The 17,793-nt window shown below is 38.6% G+C and carries 25 protein-coding genes and 2 pseudogenes; 17 read left to right on the top strand and 10 right to left on the bottom strand.

The window, feature by feature from the left end:
- Positions 1-157: 157 nt before the first annotated feature.
- The 5 genes from LXM54_RS05570 (at position 158) to LXM54_RS05550 (ending at position 3,300) form a co-directional block, all read left to right on the top strand.
- Positions 158-1,000 (top strand): alpha/beta fold hydrolase, encoded by an 843-nt coding sequence (locus LXM54_RS05570; RefSeq protein WP_233314088.1) that lies wholly within the window; start codon positions 158-160, stop codon positions 998-1,000.
- A 464-nt stretch (positions 1,001-1,464) separates the two neighbouring features.
- The gene (locus LXM54_RS05565) at positions 1,465-1,611 is read left to right on the top strand and encodes a hypothetical protein (protein WP_233314087.1); all 147 of its coding nucleotides are present in this window, start codon (positions 1,465-1,467) and stop codon (positions 1,609-1,611) included.
- Between the two features lie 213 nt (positions 1,612-1,824).
- On the top strand, positions 1,825-2,073 hold the full coding sequence (locus LXM54_RS05560; protein ID WP_233314086.1) for a hypothetical protein: 249 nt from the start codon (positions 1,825-1,827) through the stop codon (positions 2,071-2,073).
- Between the two features lie 88 nt (positions 2,074-2,161).
- Positions 2,162-2,536 (top strand): hypothetical protein, encoded by a 375-nt coding sequence (locus LXM54_RS05555; protein ID WP_233314085.1) that lies wholly within the window; start codon positions 2,162-2,164, stop codon positions 2,534-2,536.
- A 92-nt stretch (positions 2,537-2,628) separates the two neighbouring features.
- Entirely contained in the window at positions 2,629-3,300 is a 672-nt protein-coding gene (locus LXM54_RS05550; protein WP_233314084.1) for a hypothetical protein, read from the top strand.
- 52 nt (positions 3,301-3,352) lie between these two features.
- On the opposite strand, the gene LXM54_RS05545 is transcribed toward LXM54_RS05550, so the two are convergent.
- Positions 3,353-3,460 carry a YjcZ family sporulation protein gene (locus tag LXM54_RS05545; RefSeq protein WP_233314083.1) on the bottom strand — a complete coding sequence of 36 codons (108 nt, stop codon included), beginning with the start codon at positions 3,458-3,460 and terminating at the stop codon, positions 3,353-3,355.
- A 150-nt stretch (positions 3,461-3,610) separates the two neighbouring features.
- Between LXM54_RS05545 and LXM54_RS05540 the strand changes: the two genes are divergently transcribed.
- Complete coding sequence (locus LXM54_RS05540; RefSeq protein ID WP_233314082.1) at positions 3,611-4,042, top strand: DUF2383 domain-containing protein; 432 nt, start codon at positions 3,611-3,613, stop codon at positions 4,040-4,042.
- A gap of 38 nt (positions 4,043-4,080) precedes the next feature.
- On the opposite strand, the gene LXM54_RS05535 is transcribed toward LXM54_RS05540, so the two are convergent.
- Complete coding sequence (locus LXM54_RS05535) at positions 4,081-4,551, bottom strand: hypothetical protein (protein WP_233314081.1); 471 nt, start codon at positions 4,549-4,551, stop codon at positions 4,081-4,083.
- A 204-nt stretch (positions 4,552-4,755) separates the two neighbouring features.
- On the opposite strand from LXM54_RS05535, the gene LXM54_RS05530 reads away from it, so the two are divergent.
- Together LXM54_RS05530 and LXM54_RS05525 are read left to right on the top strand one after the other, a co-directional pair.
- The gene (locus tag LXM54_RS05530) at positions 4,756-5,337 is read left to right on the top strand and encodes a TIGR00730 family Rossman fold protein (protein ID WP_233314763.1); all 582 of its coding nucleotides are present in this window, start codon (positions 4,756-4,758) and stop codon (positions 5,335-5,337) included.
- Positions 5,338-5,361: 24 nt separating this feature from the next.
- Positions 5,362-5,883, top strand: a complete 522-nt coding sequence (locus tag LXM54_RS05525; RefSeq protein WP_233314080.1) for a YfiT family bacillithiol transferase — start codon at positions 5,362-5,364, stop codon at positions 5,881-5,883.
- Between the two features lie 51 nt (positions 5,884-5,934).
- On the opposite strand, the pseudogene queF reads toward LXM54_RS05525, so the two are convergent.
- Positions 5,935-6,264 (bottom strand): annotated as a pseudogene (queF, locus tag LXM54_RS05520) (preQ(1) synthase); the annotation flags it as partial.
- 264 nt (positions 6,265-6,528) lie between these two features.
- Positions 6,529-6,699, bottom strand: a pseudogene (locus LXM54_RS05515) (preQ(1) synthase); the annotation flags it as partial.
- A 345-nt stretch (positions 6,700-7,044) separates the two neighbouring features.
- Between LXM54_RS05515 and LXM54_RS05510 the strand changes: the two are divergent.
- The 3 genes from LXM54_RS05510 to LXM54_RS05500 are packed head-to-tail and all read left to right on the top strand — an operon-like array spanning position 7,045 to position 10,667.
- Positions 7,045-9,375 carry a xanthine dehydrogenase family protein molybdopterin-binding subunit gene (locus LXM54_RS05510; protein WP_233314079.1) on the top strand — a complete coding sequence of 777 codons (2,331 nt, stop codon included), beginning with the start codon at positions 7,045-7,047 and terminating at the stop codon, positions 9,373-9,375.
- Complete coding sequence (locus tag LXM54_RS05505; protein ID WP_233314078.1) at positions 9,365-10,189, top strand: FAD binding domain-containing protein; 825 nt, start codon at positions 9,365-9,367, stop codon at positions 10,187-10,189. Before LXM54_RS05510 ends, LXM54_RS05505 begins: the two co-directional genes overlap by 11 nt.
- 1 nt (position 10,190) lies before the next feature.
- Complete coding sequence (locus tag LXM54_RS05500) at positions 10,191-10,667, top strand: (2Fe-2S)-binding protein (RefSeq protein WP_233314077.1); 477 nt, start codon at positions 10,191-10,193, stop codon at positions 10,665-10,667.
- A gap of 13 nt (positions 10,668-10,680) precedes the next feature.
- Here the strand turns inward: LXM54_RS05500 and lepB are convergent, their stop codons facing one another.
- On the bottom strand, positions 10,681-11,223 hold the full coding sequence (lepB, locus tag LXM54_RS05495; RefSeq protein ID WP_233314076.1) for a signal peptidase I: 543 nt from the start codon (positions 11,221-11,223) through the stop codon (positions 10,681-10,683).
- A gap of 107 nt (positions 11,224-11,330) precedes the next feature.
- Between lepB and LXM54_RS05490 the strand changes: the two genes are divergently transcribed.
- Complete coding sequence (locus LXM54_RS05490) at positions 11,331-11,951, top strand: NUDIX hydrolase (protein WP_233314075.1); 621 nt, start codon at positions 11,331-11,333, stop codon at positions 11,949-11,951.
- Between the two features lie 37 nt (positions 11,952-11,988).
- On the opposite strand, the gene LXM54_RS05485 is transcribed toward LXM54_RS05490, so the two are convergent.
- From LXM54_RS05485 to LXM54_RS05475, 3 genes are all read right to left on the bottom strand, one after another.
- The gene (locus LXM54_RS05485; protein WP_233314074.1) at positions 11,989-12,621 is read right to left on the bottom strand and encodes a histidine phosphatase family protein; all 633 of its coding nucleotides are present in this window, start codon (positions 12,619-12,621) and stop codon (positions 11,989-11,991) included.
- Positions 12,622-12,778: 157 nt separating this feature from the next.
- The gene (locus LXM54_RS05480) at positions 12,779-12,937 is read right to left on the bottom strand and encodes a DUF4021 domain-containing protein (RefSeq protein ID WP_233314073.1); all 159 of its coding nucleotides are present in this window, start codon (positions 12,935-12,937) and stop codon (positions 12,779-12,781) included.
- A 53-nt stretch (positions 12,938-12,990) separates the two neighbouring features.
- Complete coding sequence (locus LXM54_RS05475) at positions 12,991-13,572, bottom strand: CBO0543 family protein (RefSeq protein WP_233314072.1); 582 nt, start codon at positions 13,570-13,572, stop codon at positions 12,991-12,993.
- A 206-nt stretch (positions 13,573-13,778) separates the two neighbouring features.
- Here LXM54_RS05475 and LXM54_RS27900 point away from each other — a divergent pair, with 206 nt between their 5' ends.
- From LXM54_RS27900 to LXM54_RS05465, 3 genes are all read left to right on the top strand, one after another.
- Complete coding sequence (locus tag LXM54_RS27900) at positions 13,779-13,904, top strand: hypothetical protein (RefSeq protein ID WP_267913293.1); 126 nt, start codon at positions 13,779-13,781, stop codon at positions 13,902-13,904.
- A gap of 304 nt (positions 13,905-14,208) precedes the next feature.
- Positions 14,209-14,685: a YbaK/EbsC family protein gene (locus tag LXM54_RS05470; protein ID WP_233314071.1), complete on the top strand. Its 477-nt coding sequence runs from the start codon at positions 14,209-14,211 to the stop codon at positions 14,683-14,685.
- Positions 14,682-15,452, top strand: a complete 771-nt coding sequence (locus LXM54_RS05465) for a nucleotidyltransferase domain-containing protein (RefSeq protein ID WP_233314070.1) — start codon at positions 14,682-14,684, stop codon at positions 15,450-15,452. Before LXM54_RS05470 ends, LXM54_RS05465 begins: the two co-directional genes overlap by 4 nt.
- 168 nt (positions 15,453-15,620) lie before the next feature.
- Here the strand turns inward: LXM54_RS05465 and LXM54_RS05460 are convergent, their stop codons facing one another.
- Both LXM54_RS05460 and lexA read right to left on the bottom strand, forming a co-directional pair.
- Complete coding sequence (locus tag LXM54_RS05460) at positions 15,621-15,764, bottom strand: hypothetical protein (protein ID WP_233314069.1); 144 nt, start codon at positions 15,762-15,764, stop codon at positions 15,621-15,623.
- 119 nt (positions 15,765-15,883) lie between these two features.
- A complete protein-coding gene (gene lexA, locus LXM54_RS05455; RefSeq protein WP_233314068.1) occupies positions 15,884-16,504 on the bottom strand; it encodes a transcriptional repressor LexA in 621 nt (206 codons plus the stop codon).
- A gap of 156 nt (positions 16,505-16,660) precedes the next feature.
- Here lexA and yneA point away from each other — a divergent pair, with 156 nt between their 5' ends.
- Positions 16,661-16,975 (top strand): cell division suppressor protein YneA, encoded by a 315-nt coding sequence (gene yneA, locus LXM54_RS05450; RefSeq protein ID WP_233314067.1) that lies wholly within the window; start codon positions 16,661-16,663, stop codon positions 16,973-16,975.
- A gap of 104 nt (positions 16,976-17,079) precedes the next feature.
- Positions 17,080-17,736, top strand: a complete 657-nt coding sequence (locus tag LXM54_RS05445; RefSeq protein WP_233314066.1) for a YneB family resolvase-like protein — start codon at positions 17,080-17,082, stop codon at positions 17,734-17,736.
- Positions 17,737-17,793: the final 57 nt, after the last annotated feature.

The following is a 17,793-nucleotide window of genomic DNA, read 5'->3' as shown; positions in this document are numbered from 1 at the left end:
GAGATGCTTTCTATCAGGAAAGCATCTTTTTAGTGGAGTTAAGTACTATTCTGGTATATAATGGAATTCTGATATCAGAAAAGATTATGCCAAGGGAAGTTTGGGTAAAGGATTATAAGCTGCAAAGAAACAAAACATTTCATTGGAGGTTAGAGAGATGCCAAAACTTACAGTTGATACAGTCAATAATGCACCAGTTGTTTTAAATTATGAAGACCATGGAAGCGGAAAACCGATTATTTTAATCCATGGCTGGCCGCTGAGTCTCCGTTCATGGGAACTGCAAGTGCCTGCCCTGATTGAAGCAGGGTATCGTGTTATTGCATATGACCGCAGAGGTTTCGGAGGGTCATCTCAACCTTATGAAGGCTATGACTATGATACTTTTGCTAAAGATTTGCATAAATTAATTGAACATCTAGATCTTCAGGATGTTACACTTGTCGGCTTTTCAATGGGCGGCGGGGAAGTGGTCCGCTATATTAGTACATACGGCGTGGAACGTGTGAAAAAGGCTGTATTAGCAGGTGCGGTGCCTCCTTATCTGTATAAAACAGAAGGTAATCCAGAGGGTGCTCTTGATGATGCAACAATTGAAGAGTTTTTGAATGGTGTGCAAAAAGACCGTATCGCTTTCCTTGATAACTTTACACATAACTTCTTTTCTGCAGGAGAAAGAGATGGCCTTGTTAGTGAACCATTCCGTCTTTATAATCGTGATATTGCCGCGTTCGCATCACCGAAAGGTACGCTTGAATGCATTAAAGCATTCTCCTATACCGATTTCCGTGAGGATGTAGCAAAAATCAACATCCCGACTTTAATCATTCATGGCGATTCAGACAATGTCGTTCCATTCGAAGCAAGCGGAAAGCTGTCCCATGATATGATTGAAGGCTCTGAACTTGCCGTCATTGAAGGTGCCCCGCACGGTTTTAATGCGACACATGCAGAGCAGTTTAATAAAGAATTACTTCAGTTCCTTGCTAAATATAATTAATAGTTAAGACAGCAGATACGTTTATCTGCTGTCTTTTTTTTACCGCTAGTTAGAAAGCGTTCCTGAGCTTTAAGAAATAAACTACAGCAAAAATAAGCTGTGCAAAAGGAGTTTATATATAAAAATATCTAATCAAAAACAAAGATAAAGCGGCAATATCCTTTTAACAACCTACTACTTATCAAGGATATTCAAGAGCTGATAAAGATACAAACATCCTTAATAAAAAGCAGCTTAAATGTGCAGCAATCAGATTAGAGCAGATTATCACCAACTTTGCTAGTGAAAGAAGAATTGGATCATCAAATTAGCATCTTGCTAAAAGAAATGAAAAGTTAACTTACATAATATAAGACGAAAGAGAGGCATATACTTAAAAATCTGCCTCTCTTTCGTCTTGTTTACCAAATAATCTTGATTTTTTATGTAATTGGAAAAAGAGAATTCTTTCCTAGCAGGATGTAGTGTTTAATTTATTTGCTGTGATGTGTGGGGCAATTGTTAGAGCGGGCTGGTCAGTGATGCTGTTTTTCTTTTCCACATCTTACACATCTGTCGGAGTAATAGCTGTATTTATGGTTTCTTTTAAAAAAGCAAATAATGGACATTAGCTTCACATTAATCACCTGCCCTTTAGCTAGTTTAGTTTCATTCTATGCGGAGAATATGAACAACTTGTTAATGATTCGTTAATAAATTATAAAAAGACAAGAACTAAAAAACAGAGCAATATATTGCAATAAGGTTGCTTTGTTCCTTTGTGCATATATTGAGGGTTTTGAGAGCAGGTTAAAAGATAATATGTTTATCGGGAGGGACCATGGATGTTAAAGGGAGAGAAATGTGAAGGCCTTGCGTGTAAAGTGCGTGGCGCTGATAAGCTTTTCCCCTTTACTTCATGGGATAAGCCAGATAAAGTTTATTGGTTTTGCAGTGAACATCTTAAAGCAGCTGCAGCATTTAGTAATAAAGAGAAACAGGCATTTATGCACTATTACTCCGATCCAGAAAAACGAAAATGGCTTCCGGAAAAGTCACGGCAGCTTTATGAAAAATATAGTAAAAATATGTAATCGTCGCGCCTTTTGTTCCTTAAAAATACTCAAAACTGTTTAGTACGATACTTTACGGGTATTTAATGAACAAAAAGGAGTTTTAAGGATGAAACTGAAAAGCAATCGTTCCTATTACGCAGTAGCTGGTATTTCTACGGCCATCGTTATAATAGCTGTATTAACTTTATCCTCTAACTCTACTCCAAAAACAACGGCAGAGTCAGTTTATAAAGAGCCGGAAATTATTACAGAAAATAATAGGAAAGTAATAGAAGATAATGATGAAGCAAAACAAACAATCTCTGCAACAATTATCAGCAAAACACAGGATGGGCAACATTTTTCAGCAGTAAATAATTATGATGAAAAGGATATTGTTCTTATTGATAAAACAGAAGCCTTCCAACAAGGTGATAAAGTATACATCACATTTAAGGAAGAGAAGGTGGATAATATAAAGCTCATTAAACGAGCACCTTAAAATCAGTTCAGCCGATGAGCTGATTTTTCTTTTTACTCTCAAACAAAAAGCATCTTGATATAATAGGAAATATCCACTTAAAGGAGATTAATATGATGGAAAAGTCTATTATTATTGCAAGAGGCGGAGAACAGCAAAGCAGGCTGGAGACTTACTTTCAGAAGCTAGGAGCAAAGACAATGTCCTTCCCTATTTTGAAAAGCACGGAGCAAGAGTTACCTATTGAGGTATTTTCATTGATTGCGAAGAAACATCGGTTGATTTTTTTAAATCCAACAAGCATCCAAATCTTTTTCAGGCAATATACAAAGAGCGGCATAACAGCAAACCTTCCAGAGCAAATCGAATATTTATCAGAGAAATCAAGAAAGGTATTAGAGGCAAGAGGAATAAAAGCAAATCTTGCTTCCTATCAGAAGGAGCAACACGCTGTTCTCCTTGGGCATGATTATCAGCACAGCAACGTATACTCCGAAGATGATTTACTTATACATACACATCATATCGGACTAGACTTCTCTTTTGAAAAAGAAATGAGTAAAACGCTGAACGAAACAGATTGGCAAACAGTCATTTTCCCTAATATGCTGTCTATTGATTTCTTTGTAAAATATTGTAAGACGGTAGCAGATTTTGATTATACGCAGCTTGCACTTGCTACAGTTGGGAAAAAGGTGCAGGAGTATGCTTTTGTGCACGGTTTTAGCAAAATTGATTCAGAAATACAGGCTGAACTCTTAAAAGGTGACTGGAAAAATCTATAACAAAAAATGCCCTAGTCTTAAAGAGACCGGGGCATTTTTCGCTTACTTCTAATTAGCCTAGATAAGATACACCGATGATGATCAAAAGAATAAATAGAACAACGATTAGTGCAAAGCTGTTGTTATACCCTCCACCATTTTCTTCATAACCTCTTGACATGCCTCTCACCTCCGAACATCAGGTATACAACATCATATGAAGTTCTGTAAAAGAGGAAATGGACAAGAATACAGATTAGGATGAAAAGGAGAAAAATGAGCATTCTAACTAGTAGAACAAAGAGAAATGTGGAATAGAGGTGAACATACTTTGAATACGGAGCAATCGATAAAAACATTAAATAAGTTTCTACAAGGACAATTCATGGGAATTCATGCATATGAGCATTTTATTGAGAACTTAGAAGATACGTCCTTAAAGCAGTCCTTTTCAGACATATTAACAGAACATACGAAAAATGCCCATATCATTTCAGACAGAATTCACCAACTAGGAGGAGAACCAGTCACGAATGAAGGGGTAGTCGGCAAGGCAGAAAGCTTTATCGGCAATTTATTTGATCCAGACAATGGGGATGAAGTGATTATTAAACATGCCATTAAGGGTGAAAATTTGTACGGAATAAAAATGTCTGAACAGCTTGTTCGCAATAAACTTGATGAGGACAGCCTTCAAATAGTTCATCAAGTTTTAAATAAGGACCGTGAACATGTTGATTATTTAAAATCATTAATACATTAAGCTCTTAAAGAAACACTAGAAGGCAGCGAAACTGCATTTTAGTGTTTCTCCTGTTTTACAGTGAAATTTTTATCAAGGAATATTTGGAAGCCATAGTTCAGCATAGAATAAGCAAAGGCCGTATAAAACAAAAATATTGGTTTCACTTTTTTTAGTTTATATAATCCGATTTTATCCAGAAAATAATGTAAAGGATAAGCAAACAGTAAATCAAACACTAAGTTGAAAATGGTATAGATCCAAAACCTTCCGTAAGTAAAATGAAACGTCCATAAATTTGCTGCGAAAAATGGACCGAGAATAAACGTCAAGGCATTGTTCGTTGCTGATTTTTTCCCGCCTTTTACCTTCCACAATTTATATGTTCGGCCAATCATGTCTTCAATTAACAGGACGGCAGTAGAAAAAATCGTTACTGGCAAAAATTTAAGAAAAGATTTTCTTGGCAAAAAAAAGATTGTTGACCATGACAAGAGTATCATGCCGCATCTTATAAATAGCGTGACCATATGAAAGACTCCTTTTTTCACAAAAAATGTATAATTAATTTGGTAAAAAATCCATCTTCTAAGCATTAGCTTTTGTCAGCACGTCCTTCTTTATGTAAATTATGAAGGTTTTTTGTAAAAATAGTGATAGCTGTTCCTAATCACCTCATAACATTTTATAATAAGAGAGGAAGAGTCCGTTTATTAAGTAAGGGGGAATTTATGATGAAAAGAGTAGCAGTGTTTTGTGGTTCAAGCAATGGCAGTTCTCCTATTTACGTACAAGCAGCAAAAGAATTAGGAATGGAGCTAGCCAAAAGAAAGATAGAGCTAGTTTATGGAGGTTCAAGCATCGGATTAATGGGCAGTGTTGCTGACGCTGTATTAGAAGCAGGAGGTACAGTGATTGGCGTGCTTCCTGAGTTTCTTGAAAACAGAGAAATTGCACATAAAGGATTAACCGAATTGATTACTGTGCAATCGATGCATGAAAGAAAAGCAAAAATGACCGAGCTGGCGGATGGATTTATCACATTGCCAGGCGGTGCTGGAACAATGGAGGAGTTTTTTGAAATTTTCACATGGGCACAGCTTGGATTGCACCAAAAACCATGCGGCATTTTGAATACGAATCATTATTATGATCCATTAGTCAAGCTTATTAACCATATGGCTGATGCGGAGTTTCTGCAGGAGAAATACAGAAGTATCACTATAGTCGAAGAGGACCCTGCTGTAATAATTGACAGGTTTCTTACATATAATCCCCCTAGTATTAAGACATATATTACGGAAAAACAAACTTGAATTCAGCAGTTAAGAGGTGAAATAATGACAGATTTACGATATCCAATTGGACAATTTACTTGGAATGATGAATACACAGAAGATGTGATTGCCTCCTGGCTTGATGATATCGAGCAGTTGCCTGCACAATTGCATCAAGCTGTAATTGACCTTACTGATGAGCAATTAAATACACCGTATCGTGAAGGAGGCTGGACAATACGGCAAGTTGTCCATCATGTTGCAGACAGTCATTTAAACGCATATACTCGCTTTAAGCTTGCTGTAACAGAGGATAGACCGGTCATTAAACCGTATGCCGAGGATAAATGGGCTGAAACGCCTGATTCATTTTTGCCGGTTGATGTTTCCTTACAATTACTAGCTTCCTTGCATTTGCGGTTAATACAATTACTTCGGTCTTTATCACAAGATCAGTTAGACAGAGCCTTTCTTCATCCAGAGTCTGGCGAAGTAACATTAAAAAGAAATATCGGAATTTATGCATGGCACGGTAAGCACCATCTTGCCCATATCACAAGCCTAAAGAAGCGGCTAGGCTGGTAAATGAAAAAAGGATGCAAAAGCCATGAGCTTTTGCATCCTTTCTATATTTTTTTATCTGTTGTCCACTTTTTCTGGATACAGATCGTGGTTCATAAGACGGTGTGTAGCCATTTCTTCAAACTTCGTGCCAGGCTTGCCGTAATTGCAGTATGGATCGATTGACAATCCACCTCTTGGTGTGAATTTGCCCCATACTTCGATATATCTAGGATCTAATAATTTAATTAGATCGTTCATAATAATATTAACACAGTCTTCGTGGAAGTCACCATGATTGCGGAAGCTGAACAAATACAGCTTCAATGATTTACTTTCCACGATTTTTTTGTCCGGAATATAGCTGATATACATTGTAGCGAAATCCGGCTGTCCAGTAATTGGCTCTGCGATAAAACGCAGGTGGACTATATCATATACATATATTCTTACGGTAGAATATAAGCATCCTCGCGCTTCCATCCTGATTGGATGTACTCTACTTCCTTCTTCAAGCAGTACTTTTACCCGATTCCTGTTTGAATGGTTTCGATAGTCTCTGCACCTTCCTCTAGTTTTTAGAGGCTTGGCTCAGGATTAGAATTTCCTTCCTTCCCTGAGTTCACGAGGTTTAAGCGACAGTGTTTCCACTGAAGTGTGCCCTTATTGACACAAGCTAGTAAATTCTGGACAGTTGAACTTAACGAAATAATCTCTGTTGACATGCAAGTTGTCTACAGACTCTAATATTTCTGGATTGTATTCGTAAAGATAGGTTGTTCCTTGGTTACCAAGTAAAGTTAAATCCTCAAGACCTTCTTCATGTTTTCTGCCTGACATTTTTCATCTCTCCATTTCATTTATGCGTTACACTCGAGAATAGCAATCTATAGATATGGCCGGTTTTTTAAGCAAAATAAAAGCCACATCCTTATGGACATGGCAAGCTCACCTGTATCCATAGTTTTTTATAGAGGGTATCTGCTATGAACCTCTTGGATTATCATGTACAGCCATATATTATAGCAAAATCACAATAACGTCAATATAACTGCCGAAACACTGCATGAAGCAAAATCAAACTCCATTTTATTAATTTTTTCAGTAAATTGTTCATATACATTAGTGACTAGATGGGTAGAGACGTACAAATTACTGCCTTTTCTTAAAGGAGGTATAAAATACTTGCATATAATTGGAAAGAGCGTATTGCGTAAGGAATCGAAAAGCAAAGTCACCGGTTATGCCCACTATACTGCTGATACAACAACAGGAGAAGCGTTGTTCGTAAAGCTTGTCAAAAGTAAATATGCACATGCCAATATATTAAAAATAGATGAAACGAAAGCGTTGCAGCAAAAAGGAGTGCGTGCAATAGTCTTGGGAAAAGGCTTGCCTTATGTCGGAGAGGAAGTCCGAGACAGGCCGCCGCTTGCGTACAGCAAGGTTCGTTACGCTGGTGAAGTGGTTGCCCTAATTGTTGCTGATTCGTATGACGCAGCAAATAATGCTGAGGTGCTGCTTGATATTAAGTATGAGCCGCTTACAGTCGTAAATTCGCCGCTCACAGCCATTCAAGCAGATGCTCCGCTCATTCATGAGGGCATAGATAAATACGATAAAGATCCAGGAATATATCCAATTACAGGGACAAATATCATTAATAAAACGAAAATCCGCAAAGGCAATATGGAAAAAGGCTGGGCCGATTGTAGTGAAATAGTGGAAGCGTCTTTTTCTATCCCAATTTCAGACCATAGTGCGATGGAAACAAGAAGCGCCACTTGTGAAATTATGCCTGACGGAGACGTACGGATTATGACGAGTTCCCAGGCACCGTATATGGTCAAAAAAATCCTCAGCAGAGACTTTCATATCCCAACAGGAAAAATTGTTGTGCAAACTCCATTTGTCGGGGGCGGCTATGGGGGCAAGGCCTCGGTGCAGCTTGAAATATTTGCTTATCTTGCAAGCAAAGCAGTTGGTGGCAGGTTCGTTAAGTTAGTTAATACAAGAGAAGATGATTTTCTTGTATCTCCTGTTCATATCGGTTTAGAAGCAAAAGTAAAACTTGGCTGTTCTGCAGACGGGAAGCTGCAAGCGGCCGAGCTTGAATATATTTTTGATGGCGGAGCTTACGGAGATAAATCTCCTCATTTGACAACGGCAGGGGCAGTTGACTGCACTGGGCCGTATAAAATAGACAATATATTTTGTGACAGCTTATGTGTGTACACAAACCATCCATATGCAGCACCATTTCGCGGTTTTTCACATGGTGAGGTTCATTTTGCCTTCGAGCGGGGAATGGAATTACTGGCGAAAAAGCTGAAGATGGACCCACTGATGTTCAGGCAGATTAATGCGATTCGCCCAGGAGATCAAACGCCAACAAGAGTGGTGTTAAACAGAAGTACTGTCGGCAATGTGGAAGCATGTATTAGTCGCTTGAGACCATTGATTGGCTGGGAAAAGGGGCAGGTTGAACGAATAGGGGAGCATGTGCTTAGAGTAAAAGGAATCAGCTGCAGCTGGAAAAACTCCACTATTGGTCCTGATGCAGCATCAGGTGTTGTGCTTACCTTTAACTCTGACGGCAGCATTAACCTTATGTCAGGTATAGTAGAGATTGGCACAGGCACGAAAACGGTGCTGGCACAAATACTGGCAGAAGTGATGAAGATGGATATAAATGATATATATGTGCGAATGACAATTGATACACAAACAGAACCAGAGCATTGGAAGACAGTGGCAAGCAGAGGAACATTGATGGCAGGCAGAGCAGTGCTAGCTGCTGCAAATGATGCTATTCAACAGTTGAAATCCATTGCTGCAACAGTAATGCGTGTGCCTGCAGATGATCTCGAGGTCGGTTATAAAAAGGTGTATCTGCGAGATAATCCTGATTCCTTCTTGGATTTCAAAGATATTGTGTACGGTTATGTTTATCCGAATGGCAATGCAATCGGCGGGCAAATTGTAGCAAGAGGAAAATATATTTTGAGAGGCTTAACAAATTTAGATCCAGAGACTGGGGCAGGAAACCCGGGCCCTGAATGGGCAGTTGCAGCTCATGGAGTCGAAGTGGATTTTAATACGAGAGAGTGTACATATCGAATTCGCAAGGCTGTAACTGTAATGGATATTGGTGAAGTTCTAAATTTCAAGGCCGCAGTCGGCCAAGTAAAGGGAGCCATGAGTATGGGGCTGTCATGGGCGGCCAGGGAGGCATTTTATTTTGACAAAAACGGCAGGATTCTTAATCCCCAATTGCGGACATATCGGCCCATCCGGTTTGGTGAACATCCAGAATATATCGCTGACTTTGTCAAAACTCCTCATTTAGAAGCACCATTTGGAGCAAGGGGAGCAGGCGAGCATGGACTTATTGGCATTCCTGCAGCTTTAGCTAATGCGCTGTCATTGGCTGCAGGAGTAGAGCTAGTTAGACTTCCGCTCATTCCTGAGGAAATTTGGAGAACAAAAAGGGAGACTGCCAAAAATGATCTTTGATTATTTCAGACCAGAGCGATTGCTGGAGGCGACGGAATATTTCACAGAAAGGCGGAAGGAAGGAGGAATTCCGCTGTTTTTTGGGGGCGGCACAGAAATAATAACGATGCAGCGCCTGCATGAGATAACACTTGACACAGCGATAGATATTAAAGCTATAGATGCTGTCAACATCCATGATATAGTGGAAGGCTATGTTGCGATTGGGGCGGCAGTGACACTGACAGAAATTCAGAACAAAAACCTTTTCCCTCTGCTGACAGAGGTCAGCAAAGAGGTTGCAGACAGAACAGCACGCAATAAAATTACGCTCGGCGGCAATATTTGCGGCAATATCTTTTATCGGGAAGCTGTACTTCCCCTTCTTTTAGCAGACAGTCTGATCGTAACAGCAAAAGAGCGGGACATTAGGATGGAATATATTTCGGCAAAATTTAAGCAGAAAATGCTATTAGAGGAAGGGGAAGTCTTTGTCCAAGCCTTTGTGGAAGAAAAGTATCGAAAGCAGCCGTTTTATACTAGAAAGAAACGACAGCAATGGGAAACTGGTTATCCGCTGATTACAGCTGCAGCATTAAAGGTCGACCAAAAAATACGGGTTGCTTTCAGTGGATTATGTGCATTTCCATTTCGTTCAAATGAAATGGAGGCTGCACTAAATGAAGCAGAATTAAGTGCTGAGCAAAAAATAAATAAAGCAATTCAAACTGTGCCAGGCGAAATTCTCGATGATGTGGAAGGTTCTCGTGAATACCGGTTATTTGTGCTTAGAAATCTGCTCGAGGAAATCTTACAAAGCTTGGAGAGGATGTAGCATGCATATACCAGCAAAAAAAACATTAATAAAGCTGTTTGTTAATGGGGAGGAAAAACAGGTCGCTATTGTTCCAAATAAAACACTTTTGATGGTGATCAGAGAGGAGCTTCATTTAACAGGCAGCAAACCAGGCTGTTTAAATGGTGATTGTGGTGCATGTACGATGCTTGTCGACAATGAGCCTATGAAATCATGTCTTATGCTTGGAGTTGAAGCAATCGGCAAGGAAGTTGTAACAGTAGAGGGTCTGCATGAAGCTCCTATCCAAAAAACCTTTATGGAGCAATTCGCCTTTCAATGCGGTTATTGCACCACAGGGTTTATTATGAATGCCCATGCCCTGACACTTGTGCCTGATCCTTCAAAAGAGCAGATACGTGAATGGCTGTCATCCAATATTTGCCGTTGTACGAGCTACGAGGAAATAGAGCAGGCAGTTATTCAAGCGATGAACATAACAAGGGGAGGGCAGTAGCCCTCCCTTGCTTTTATGGAAGTCCGATCTCATTTAGCGGATATATGCGCAAAACAACCTTGCCAATAACAGATTTGTCACTTATAAAGCCGAAATCTCTGCTGTCTTTACTTTTAAGCCGGTTATCTCCGAGCACAAACAGACTGTTGTTCGGAACAGTTTTCTCACCAGTTTCCTCTTCAAGTGTAAAGTCGCCAGTCAGCTTTGCTGTGGTTGCTCCTAGCTTATTTTCCTTTAAATAGAATTCTGTGTATGCCTTGCCGTTAATGTATAAAACGTCGTCTTTCATTGACACCGTGTCTCCTGGAAGGCCGATAACCCTTTTGATGTAATTTGCATCCTGGTCAGGTGCATGAAATACTATCATATCAAAATGCTCAATATCACTGATTTTGCTCAGGATAACTTTATTGCCGTCCTCGAAAGTCGGAGACATGCTTTCACCATGAACTACACTTGGACTAAACAGAAAGTTCCTGCAAATCACTACAATAATAAAGGCAAAAACAAAGCACTTTAGCAAAGAATAGAGTTCTTGCTGCCATCGTTTTTTCATCTATATTCTCCTAATATTTGTTATATATATATTCTAACTAGAAAAGAATTGGAAATCAATGATATGATAAAGAGTAATGATAACAATAAAGATTGGACGAGCGTGTTATGACAGAAGAATGGTTGAAAGTATTTGACGAGAACTATGCAGCAAAGGGGGTAGCAACAAGAACAGATATTCATACGCAAGGACTTTGGCATGAAACGGTTCATTTCTGGCTGATGACGAAAATCAACAGCAAACATTATGTATTTCTGCAAAAGAGAAGCAAAAGCAAAAAGGATTATCCTAATCTTTATGATATTACAGCTGCTGGACATTTATTAGCAACAGAAAGCCCGGCAAATGGAGTGCGCGAGCTTCAAGAGGAATTAGGCTTTTTCAGTGTAAATAAGGATCAGTTACATAAGCTCGGAATTGTCAAGAATATCATTCATACAGACCGATTAACAGATAATGAATTTAGTCATATTTATGTATATTTCGTGAATGATAATATTTCTTTCCATTTACAAGAAGAGGAAGTTTCAGAAATGGTAATAACCGAGTTTGAATGCTTTTATAATTTTTGTACAGGTACAAGAGCAGAAATGGAAATTTACCCTTGGCAAGCTGGAGCAACTAAAAGCAAGGAGAGTTTAAAAATAGGGAAAGACAAGTTTGTTCCCCACCAAGATTCTTATTTTAAGGAAATTGCAGCATTGCTTAAGGGGTATTTACACAAATAAAAGGTCAGCTTACAAGCTGACCTAAAGGGAAGAATTGTTAAGATTGCAGCATTTCTCTACCTTTATCACGGAAGGAAGGATCTGCAGTATGTTCCACTGTAAACTTCCCATTTTCATAGGAAACTACAGACACACAGCAATTATCATGATGTGGGAAGGTTTCTAATTTTGCAACAGACATGATAAAGTAACCAATTGTCACACCATGAGAAAATAGCAGGATGTTACCGCCTGTGTCCTTATGTTTTGCAATGATTTCTTCTACCGCGGCTTTTGTTCTTGTTAATAAATCGGTAAATGATTCTCCTTTTGGTACTCTGAAGTCAATATCAGACATAGAGAATATTCTCTCTAATATATTGCCGTGCTCTGAAATGATCTCTTCCTCTAACAATGATTCGAGAACACCGAAATTCATTTCCTTCAGACGTGCATCTGTTGATACAGAAAGCTCTCTTTCACCTAATGCAAATTTAGCTGTGTCAAGCACTCGCTGGCTTTCACTTGCATAGACCGCTTTAAAATCAATGGAAGCAAGACCGGCACCTACTGCTTTCGCCTGCTGTATACCTTTGTCGGTTAAAGGGGAATCACAAAACCCTTGCATTCTTTTTTCGATATTGTATTGTGTTTCTCCGTGACGTACGAAGTACAGAGTTAATTTAGTCATTTAGTATGTATTCTCCTATCATTATATTTCAAACATAATCTTACTGTTCAAATATTCTTTATATCAGAGCAGAATACCTTCCATTACCGAAATATTTGCAGCAAAAAAACAAGAGTTCTATAAAAAATGGAGATAGAACTCTTGTTTTTGACAGGTCTTATTTGTCTTTTTTATGAAGCATATCCTCTTCTTTTGTTTCCAGCATACCCCATAAGCCATTTATTTCTTGCTCATCCATATCAACGCCTAATTCTGCTTGCTGTCTCGCCAGTTTTTGTTTTAATTCTTCATTTTGGCTGTTATTGTTGTTTTCCAAAACAAATCACCTCGATTGTAGGATGCCAGCTTTTTATCATTTATATGCACTCGCTATGTGCTGTCTTTTAAGCTCTGGATTAGCTCCTTTTTTATCCCTAAAAATAATAGTCGTAAAAATATGCCGAGGAAGATAAAACCGAAAAAAGAATAGCTATGTTTCCAGACAGATCCAAGCATAAACATTTTCCAAGCAACAAATAACGGTTCAAATATGTATGAAAACAAGACAGCCCAAATGATGGTACCCGCAATAAACGTTTTCCATTTATTTGTATACTGATATACAAGCATAGCAGTAATCGGAATCATCACAAGATCCGCTGGTATTAATGGCGGTATCCATGGGAGTAGCTTGTCCGGATAGCTCCAAAGCATCATTTCAGTCCCAATAATATCTAAGACAATAGAAAAGCACCCGCATAAAAGCCCATATGTGAAAATCTCGTAAAAACGGTTTTTATTCACTAATTTCCACCAAATAAAATAGGGAAGTATGGTGGCACAAACAAGTATCCACCACTGAATAGAAAATAGATCATGGTGAAGCCAATGGTTTAATGTCATATCGGCGAGATTTTTTTTCGCCTCATTAATCTCTGTATGTGTCGGCATGTCATGAATAAGGAATATCATGTTCACTCACCACTCATATAGTTTAGTAAGCCAGCTTATCAGTTACCAGGAAAATTAAATTAGGCGTGTTAAGCCAATTTACAGCGTGAATATTTTTTTATTATTGCTCTTACCTCTGTAAATTATGATTCCAATTGGGAAAAACCTTTTTACTGCATATAAGAATATGTCATTGGAAAAGATATGCAAAAAAGGGAGTGAACGAAATGAAACTTGGAAAACAGATGAAGACCTATCTGCAAGGTGCATTTTTTCTAATGTTTATGGGCTCCATTGTTATTCTTAGCTACGTAATCGGTTTTAAAGATTTTAAGGAAGTGCTTGGTTTATAGACTAAGCACTGATATCTCTAGTCTGTAATGAGATAAGTCACCTGCTAATATGATGGAATATAGGAGGTGAGAGTCATGGGTGTCATTAAAGCGACATCTGCAGATATTGATTTGCTTGCAAGACTTCTCAGGGCAAAAAGCAGAATGCGAAAATATCTACAATACTTTTGTTTGAAATAGAAAGAGCGGAGTTGCCAATTGCCGGCTGCGCTTTTTTTGTATAGAAGTTTGACGTTTGAAAAAAAGGGGCACAGAATGGTATATTTGAATTTATTGATAAATGAAAAAACTTTGGGGGATTTATATGTCATTAGAGAATGTTGTAACACACTTTGCAAAGTGGGAGAAAGAAAAGGAAATCATGGAATTTCAAACATCAAGCGCAACCGTGCAAGAGGCAGCAGATACTTTAAATGCAGAGCCTGCCAGAATTGCTAAAACACTTTCCTTTCGAAAAGGAGAAGAGGGTGTGCTTATTGTAGCTGCAGGTGACGCTAAAATTGATAATAAAAAATTCAAGGCTGCTTTTTTAGAAAAACCTCGCATGCTCACAGCTGATGAAGTGTTCCAAAAAACAGGCCATATGATTGGCGGTGTCTGTCCGTTTGGACTGACAACAAACATGGACGTTTACTTAGATGAATCATTACAGCGTTTCTCTACTGTATTCCCAGCGTGTGGCAGCAGCAATTCGGCAATTGAACTGACATGTGATGAGTTGTTCCTGTATGGAAACGGGAAAGGCTGGGTAGATGTCTGCAAAGGTTGGAGAGAAGAATGAGAGAGACAATAATGAACAAGCTGAAAGAGCTCGAACAAGAGCATGCTATTAAAATTTTGTACGCCGTGGAAGCTGGCAGCAGAACACAGGGTTCATTTTCTTCTGACAGCGATTATGATGTTCGGTTTATCTATATGCACAAGAAGGAATGGTACTTGTCATTAGACAAAAAAAGGGACAGTCTGGAAGATAAGACTGGAAATTTGGATATAAGCGGCTGGGAGCTGGCTAAAACTTTAAGACTTTTGCGCAAATCAAATATATCACTTGCTGAGTGGCTTCAATCGGATATCGTGTATATAAGAGATAATCAATTTGAAAGCGAGCTGCTGGATCTATACAAAAAGGCATTTAATACAAAAACAGCCTTTTATCATTATCTCCAGCTCGCAAAGAATAACCGGAAAGACCTTGAACAAAAGCCGGGGACAATAAAGCTTTATTATTATTGCTTGAAATCAATTCTTGCATGCAAGTGGATTGACAGAAATAAAGAAATGCCTCCAAATGATATCCAGCAACTGCTCTTTGAGGTTAACGACAATGGCGTACTTCATTCTGAAATCACTAAGCTGATTAATAAGAAAGCCAGTGGAAATAAGCAAGAAGTTATTTATCCCATTCTTAATCAATTTATAGCAGAAGAATTAAAGCTTCTTCAATTAACAGCAGATACAATGCCTGTAAGCATCTACAATGAAAGAGAAATCACTTTAACACTGGACAGCTTCTTTCGAAAAATACTCAACATCCATGATTGGCATTAATAAAAATTAAAGGAGACTATTCATAAATTAGTAATTAGAAATAGTCTCCCAAATAATATCCTTGTGCCTGCTAAACAAGGCTCAGTATTACAGGCAGCTCTATTTTTACAGCCTTTTAACACACTATGGAAAAAAGATTGAGGGTCTTAACAGTCACTTTAGACTAGTTTATATAACAGCAGGCAGGACAGAAATCAACAAGAGGATATCGGACAGTATCAGCTTTTTGACTGTGGGGTTATTACAGACAAGATATTCGCGGTTCAAATGCTGCAGCTCTTTAACGAACATCCTAATCTCTAAATCATGCATTACATCACCTTTTATCATTTGATAGTAGAAATTTACCCCCATTTACAGAGAGTAAACACTAATCAGCGGGAACATATCCAATAAAAAGAGATGTCGACCACTAAGGACGACATCTCTTTTTATTGGATATGGCGGTATACGCCAATAACTTTTCCAAGGATGCTTACATGACGAAGGACAATTGGCTCCATCGTAGAGTTTTCCGGCTGAAGACGAATCGAATCCTTTTCTTTAAAGAAGCGCTTGACTGTCGCCTCGTCATCTTCTGTCATTGCGACAACAATTTCTCCGTTATTAGCGGAATTCTGTTGTCTTACAATTACATAGTCCCCGTCAAGTATCCCTGCTTCAATCATACTTTCTCCCATAATTTCCAACATAAATACTTGTTCATCACTTGGAGCAAGTCTTTCAGGAAGAGGAAAATACTCTTCTACATTCTCAATCGCTGTGATTGGTAAACCTGCAGTTACCTTACCGACAACAGGAACATTGATAATGTTGTATTTTGGTATATTGTTTTCTTCCAAATCTAGTATTTCAATTGCACGTGGCTTTGTAGGGTCTCTTCTGATTAGGCCTTTGCTTTCCAATCTTGCCAAGTGCCCGTGTACAGTTGAACTTGAAGCAAGTCCGACAGCTTCCGCAATTTCTCTTACGGATGGCGGATAGCCTTTGAGGCGGACTTCTTCTTTTATGTATTCCAATATATCTAGTTGTCTTTTAGATAGCTTTTGCATTGTATGCACCTCGACTATTATTTCTTACAGCTAGTATAACATGGAATAAATATCGATACAAACATAAGTTCTGATTTTTTTGTTGACACAAAACATCCGTTCGTATTAAAATGCAAATATAAGCGAACGTACATTCTAAATAAAGGGTGATTTACAATGGTCGAAAAAATTTGGAGAAAACATTCATACTCTATCATACTTATAATATTCAGCTTAGTGACATGCTTTATCATCGCATTAAAGTCCAGTCATGCAGATACAGATAAATACATAAAGGTAACGGTTAGCAAAGGGGATTCCCTATGGGAGATTTCTGATCAATATGAGGGTTTATACAGCATGCCAAAAAAACAGTTTATCAAATGGGTGGAAGACCATAATGACATTGCCAGTAATCAGATTCAAACAGGAGAAGAGCTGGTTATTCCAGTCCTGCTAGAAAAGCAGAACACAATGCTTGCAGCAGACTAAAGCAGTAATAAACAATATTATGTTAATATGGATTGCAGATGCCGCTTGCTTATAAATTGCAGGCGGCATCTGTGTATTAAAAACTTGTTAATGGTGGTTATAAAATGGACGTTGTAATATATTGCAGAGTATCTACAGACAAAGAGGAACAGGCAACCTCTTTAGTAAGACAGGAAGAAGAGCTCCTCCAGCTCGCCAAAGAAAAGAATTTTCGTGTCTGTCATATCATTAAAGAACAGGCAAGCGGTTTCGACCTCGAAAGAGATGGCCTGCTAGAGCTGCTTGAAATCATAAAGGAAGAGAATATCGCAGCCGTCTTGATACAGGATGAGACAAGACTGGGGAGGGGGAATGCAAAGATTGCTATACTGCACTGCATCTTGCGTGAAAAGGTAAAGCTTTACAGCATATCACATGCAGGTGAGCTGGTTTTATCTGATGCAGACTCCATGGTGCTGCAAATCGTTAGTCTTGTGGAAGAATACCAAAGAAAGATACATAATATTAAGATTAAAAGAGGTATGAACAGAGCGATTGAAAACGGCTATAAGCCAGCAGAAAACCTGCGGAATCAAGGTGTTCATTCAGGAAGAAGCCGCTTGGAAGTTCCAGTAGAAGAAGTGGTTAAGTTGAAGAAGAACGGACTAACCTTCGCAGAGATTGCGTCTACCCTTCGTGGTTTAGGCTATGAATTTTCGAAAGCGACGATTCATAGAAGATATCAAGAGTTTATGGATGAGAACAAAGACGCTGCCAAATAATGCTGATAAATGTAAAGCTGCACTTCTTTATGTTATAATGAATTTTTCATAAATAAC

Origin of the sequence: Bacillus sp. Au-Bac7 (genome assembly GCF_021341655.1) — a bacterium.
GTDB lineage: Bacteria > Bacillota > Bacilli > Bacillales > Cytobacillaceae > Niallia.
This window is presented reverse-complemented; position numbering and strand designations above follow the sequence as displayed.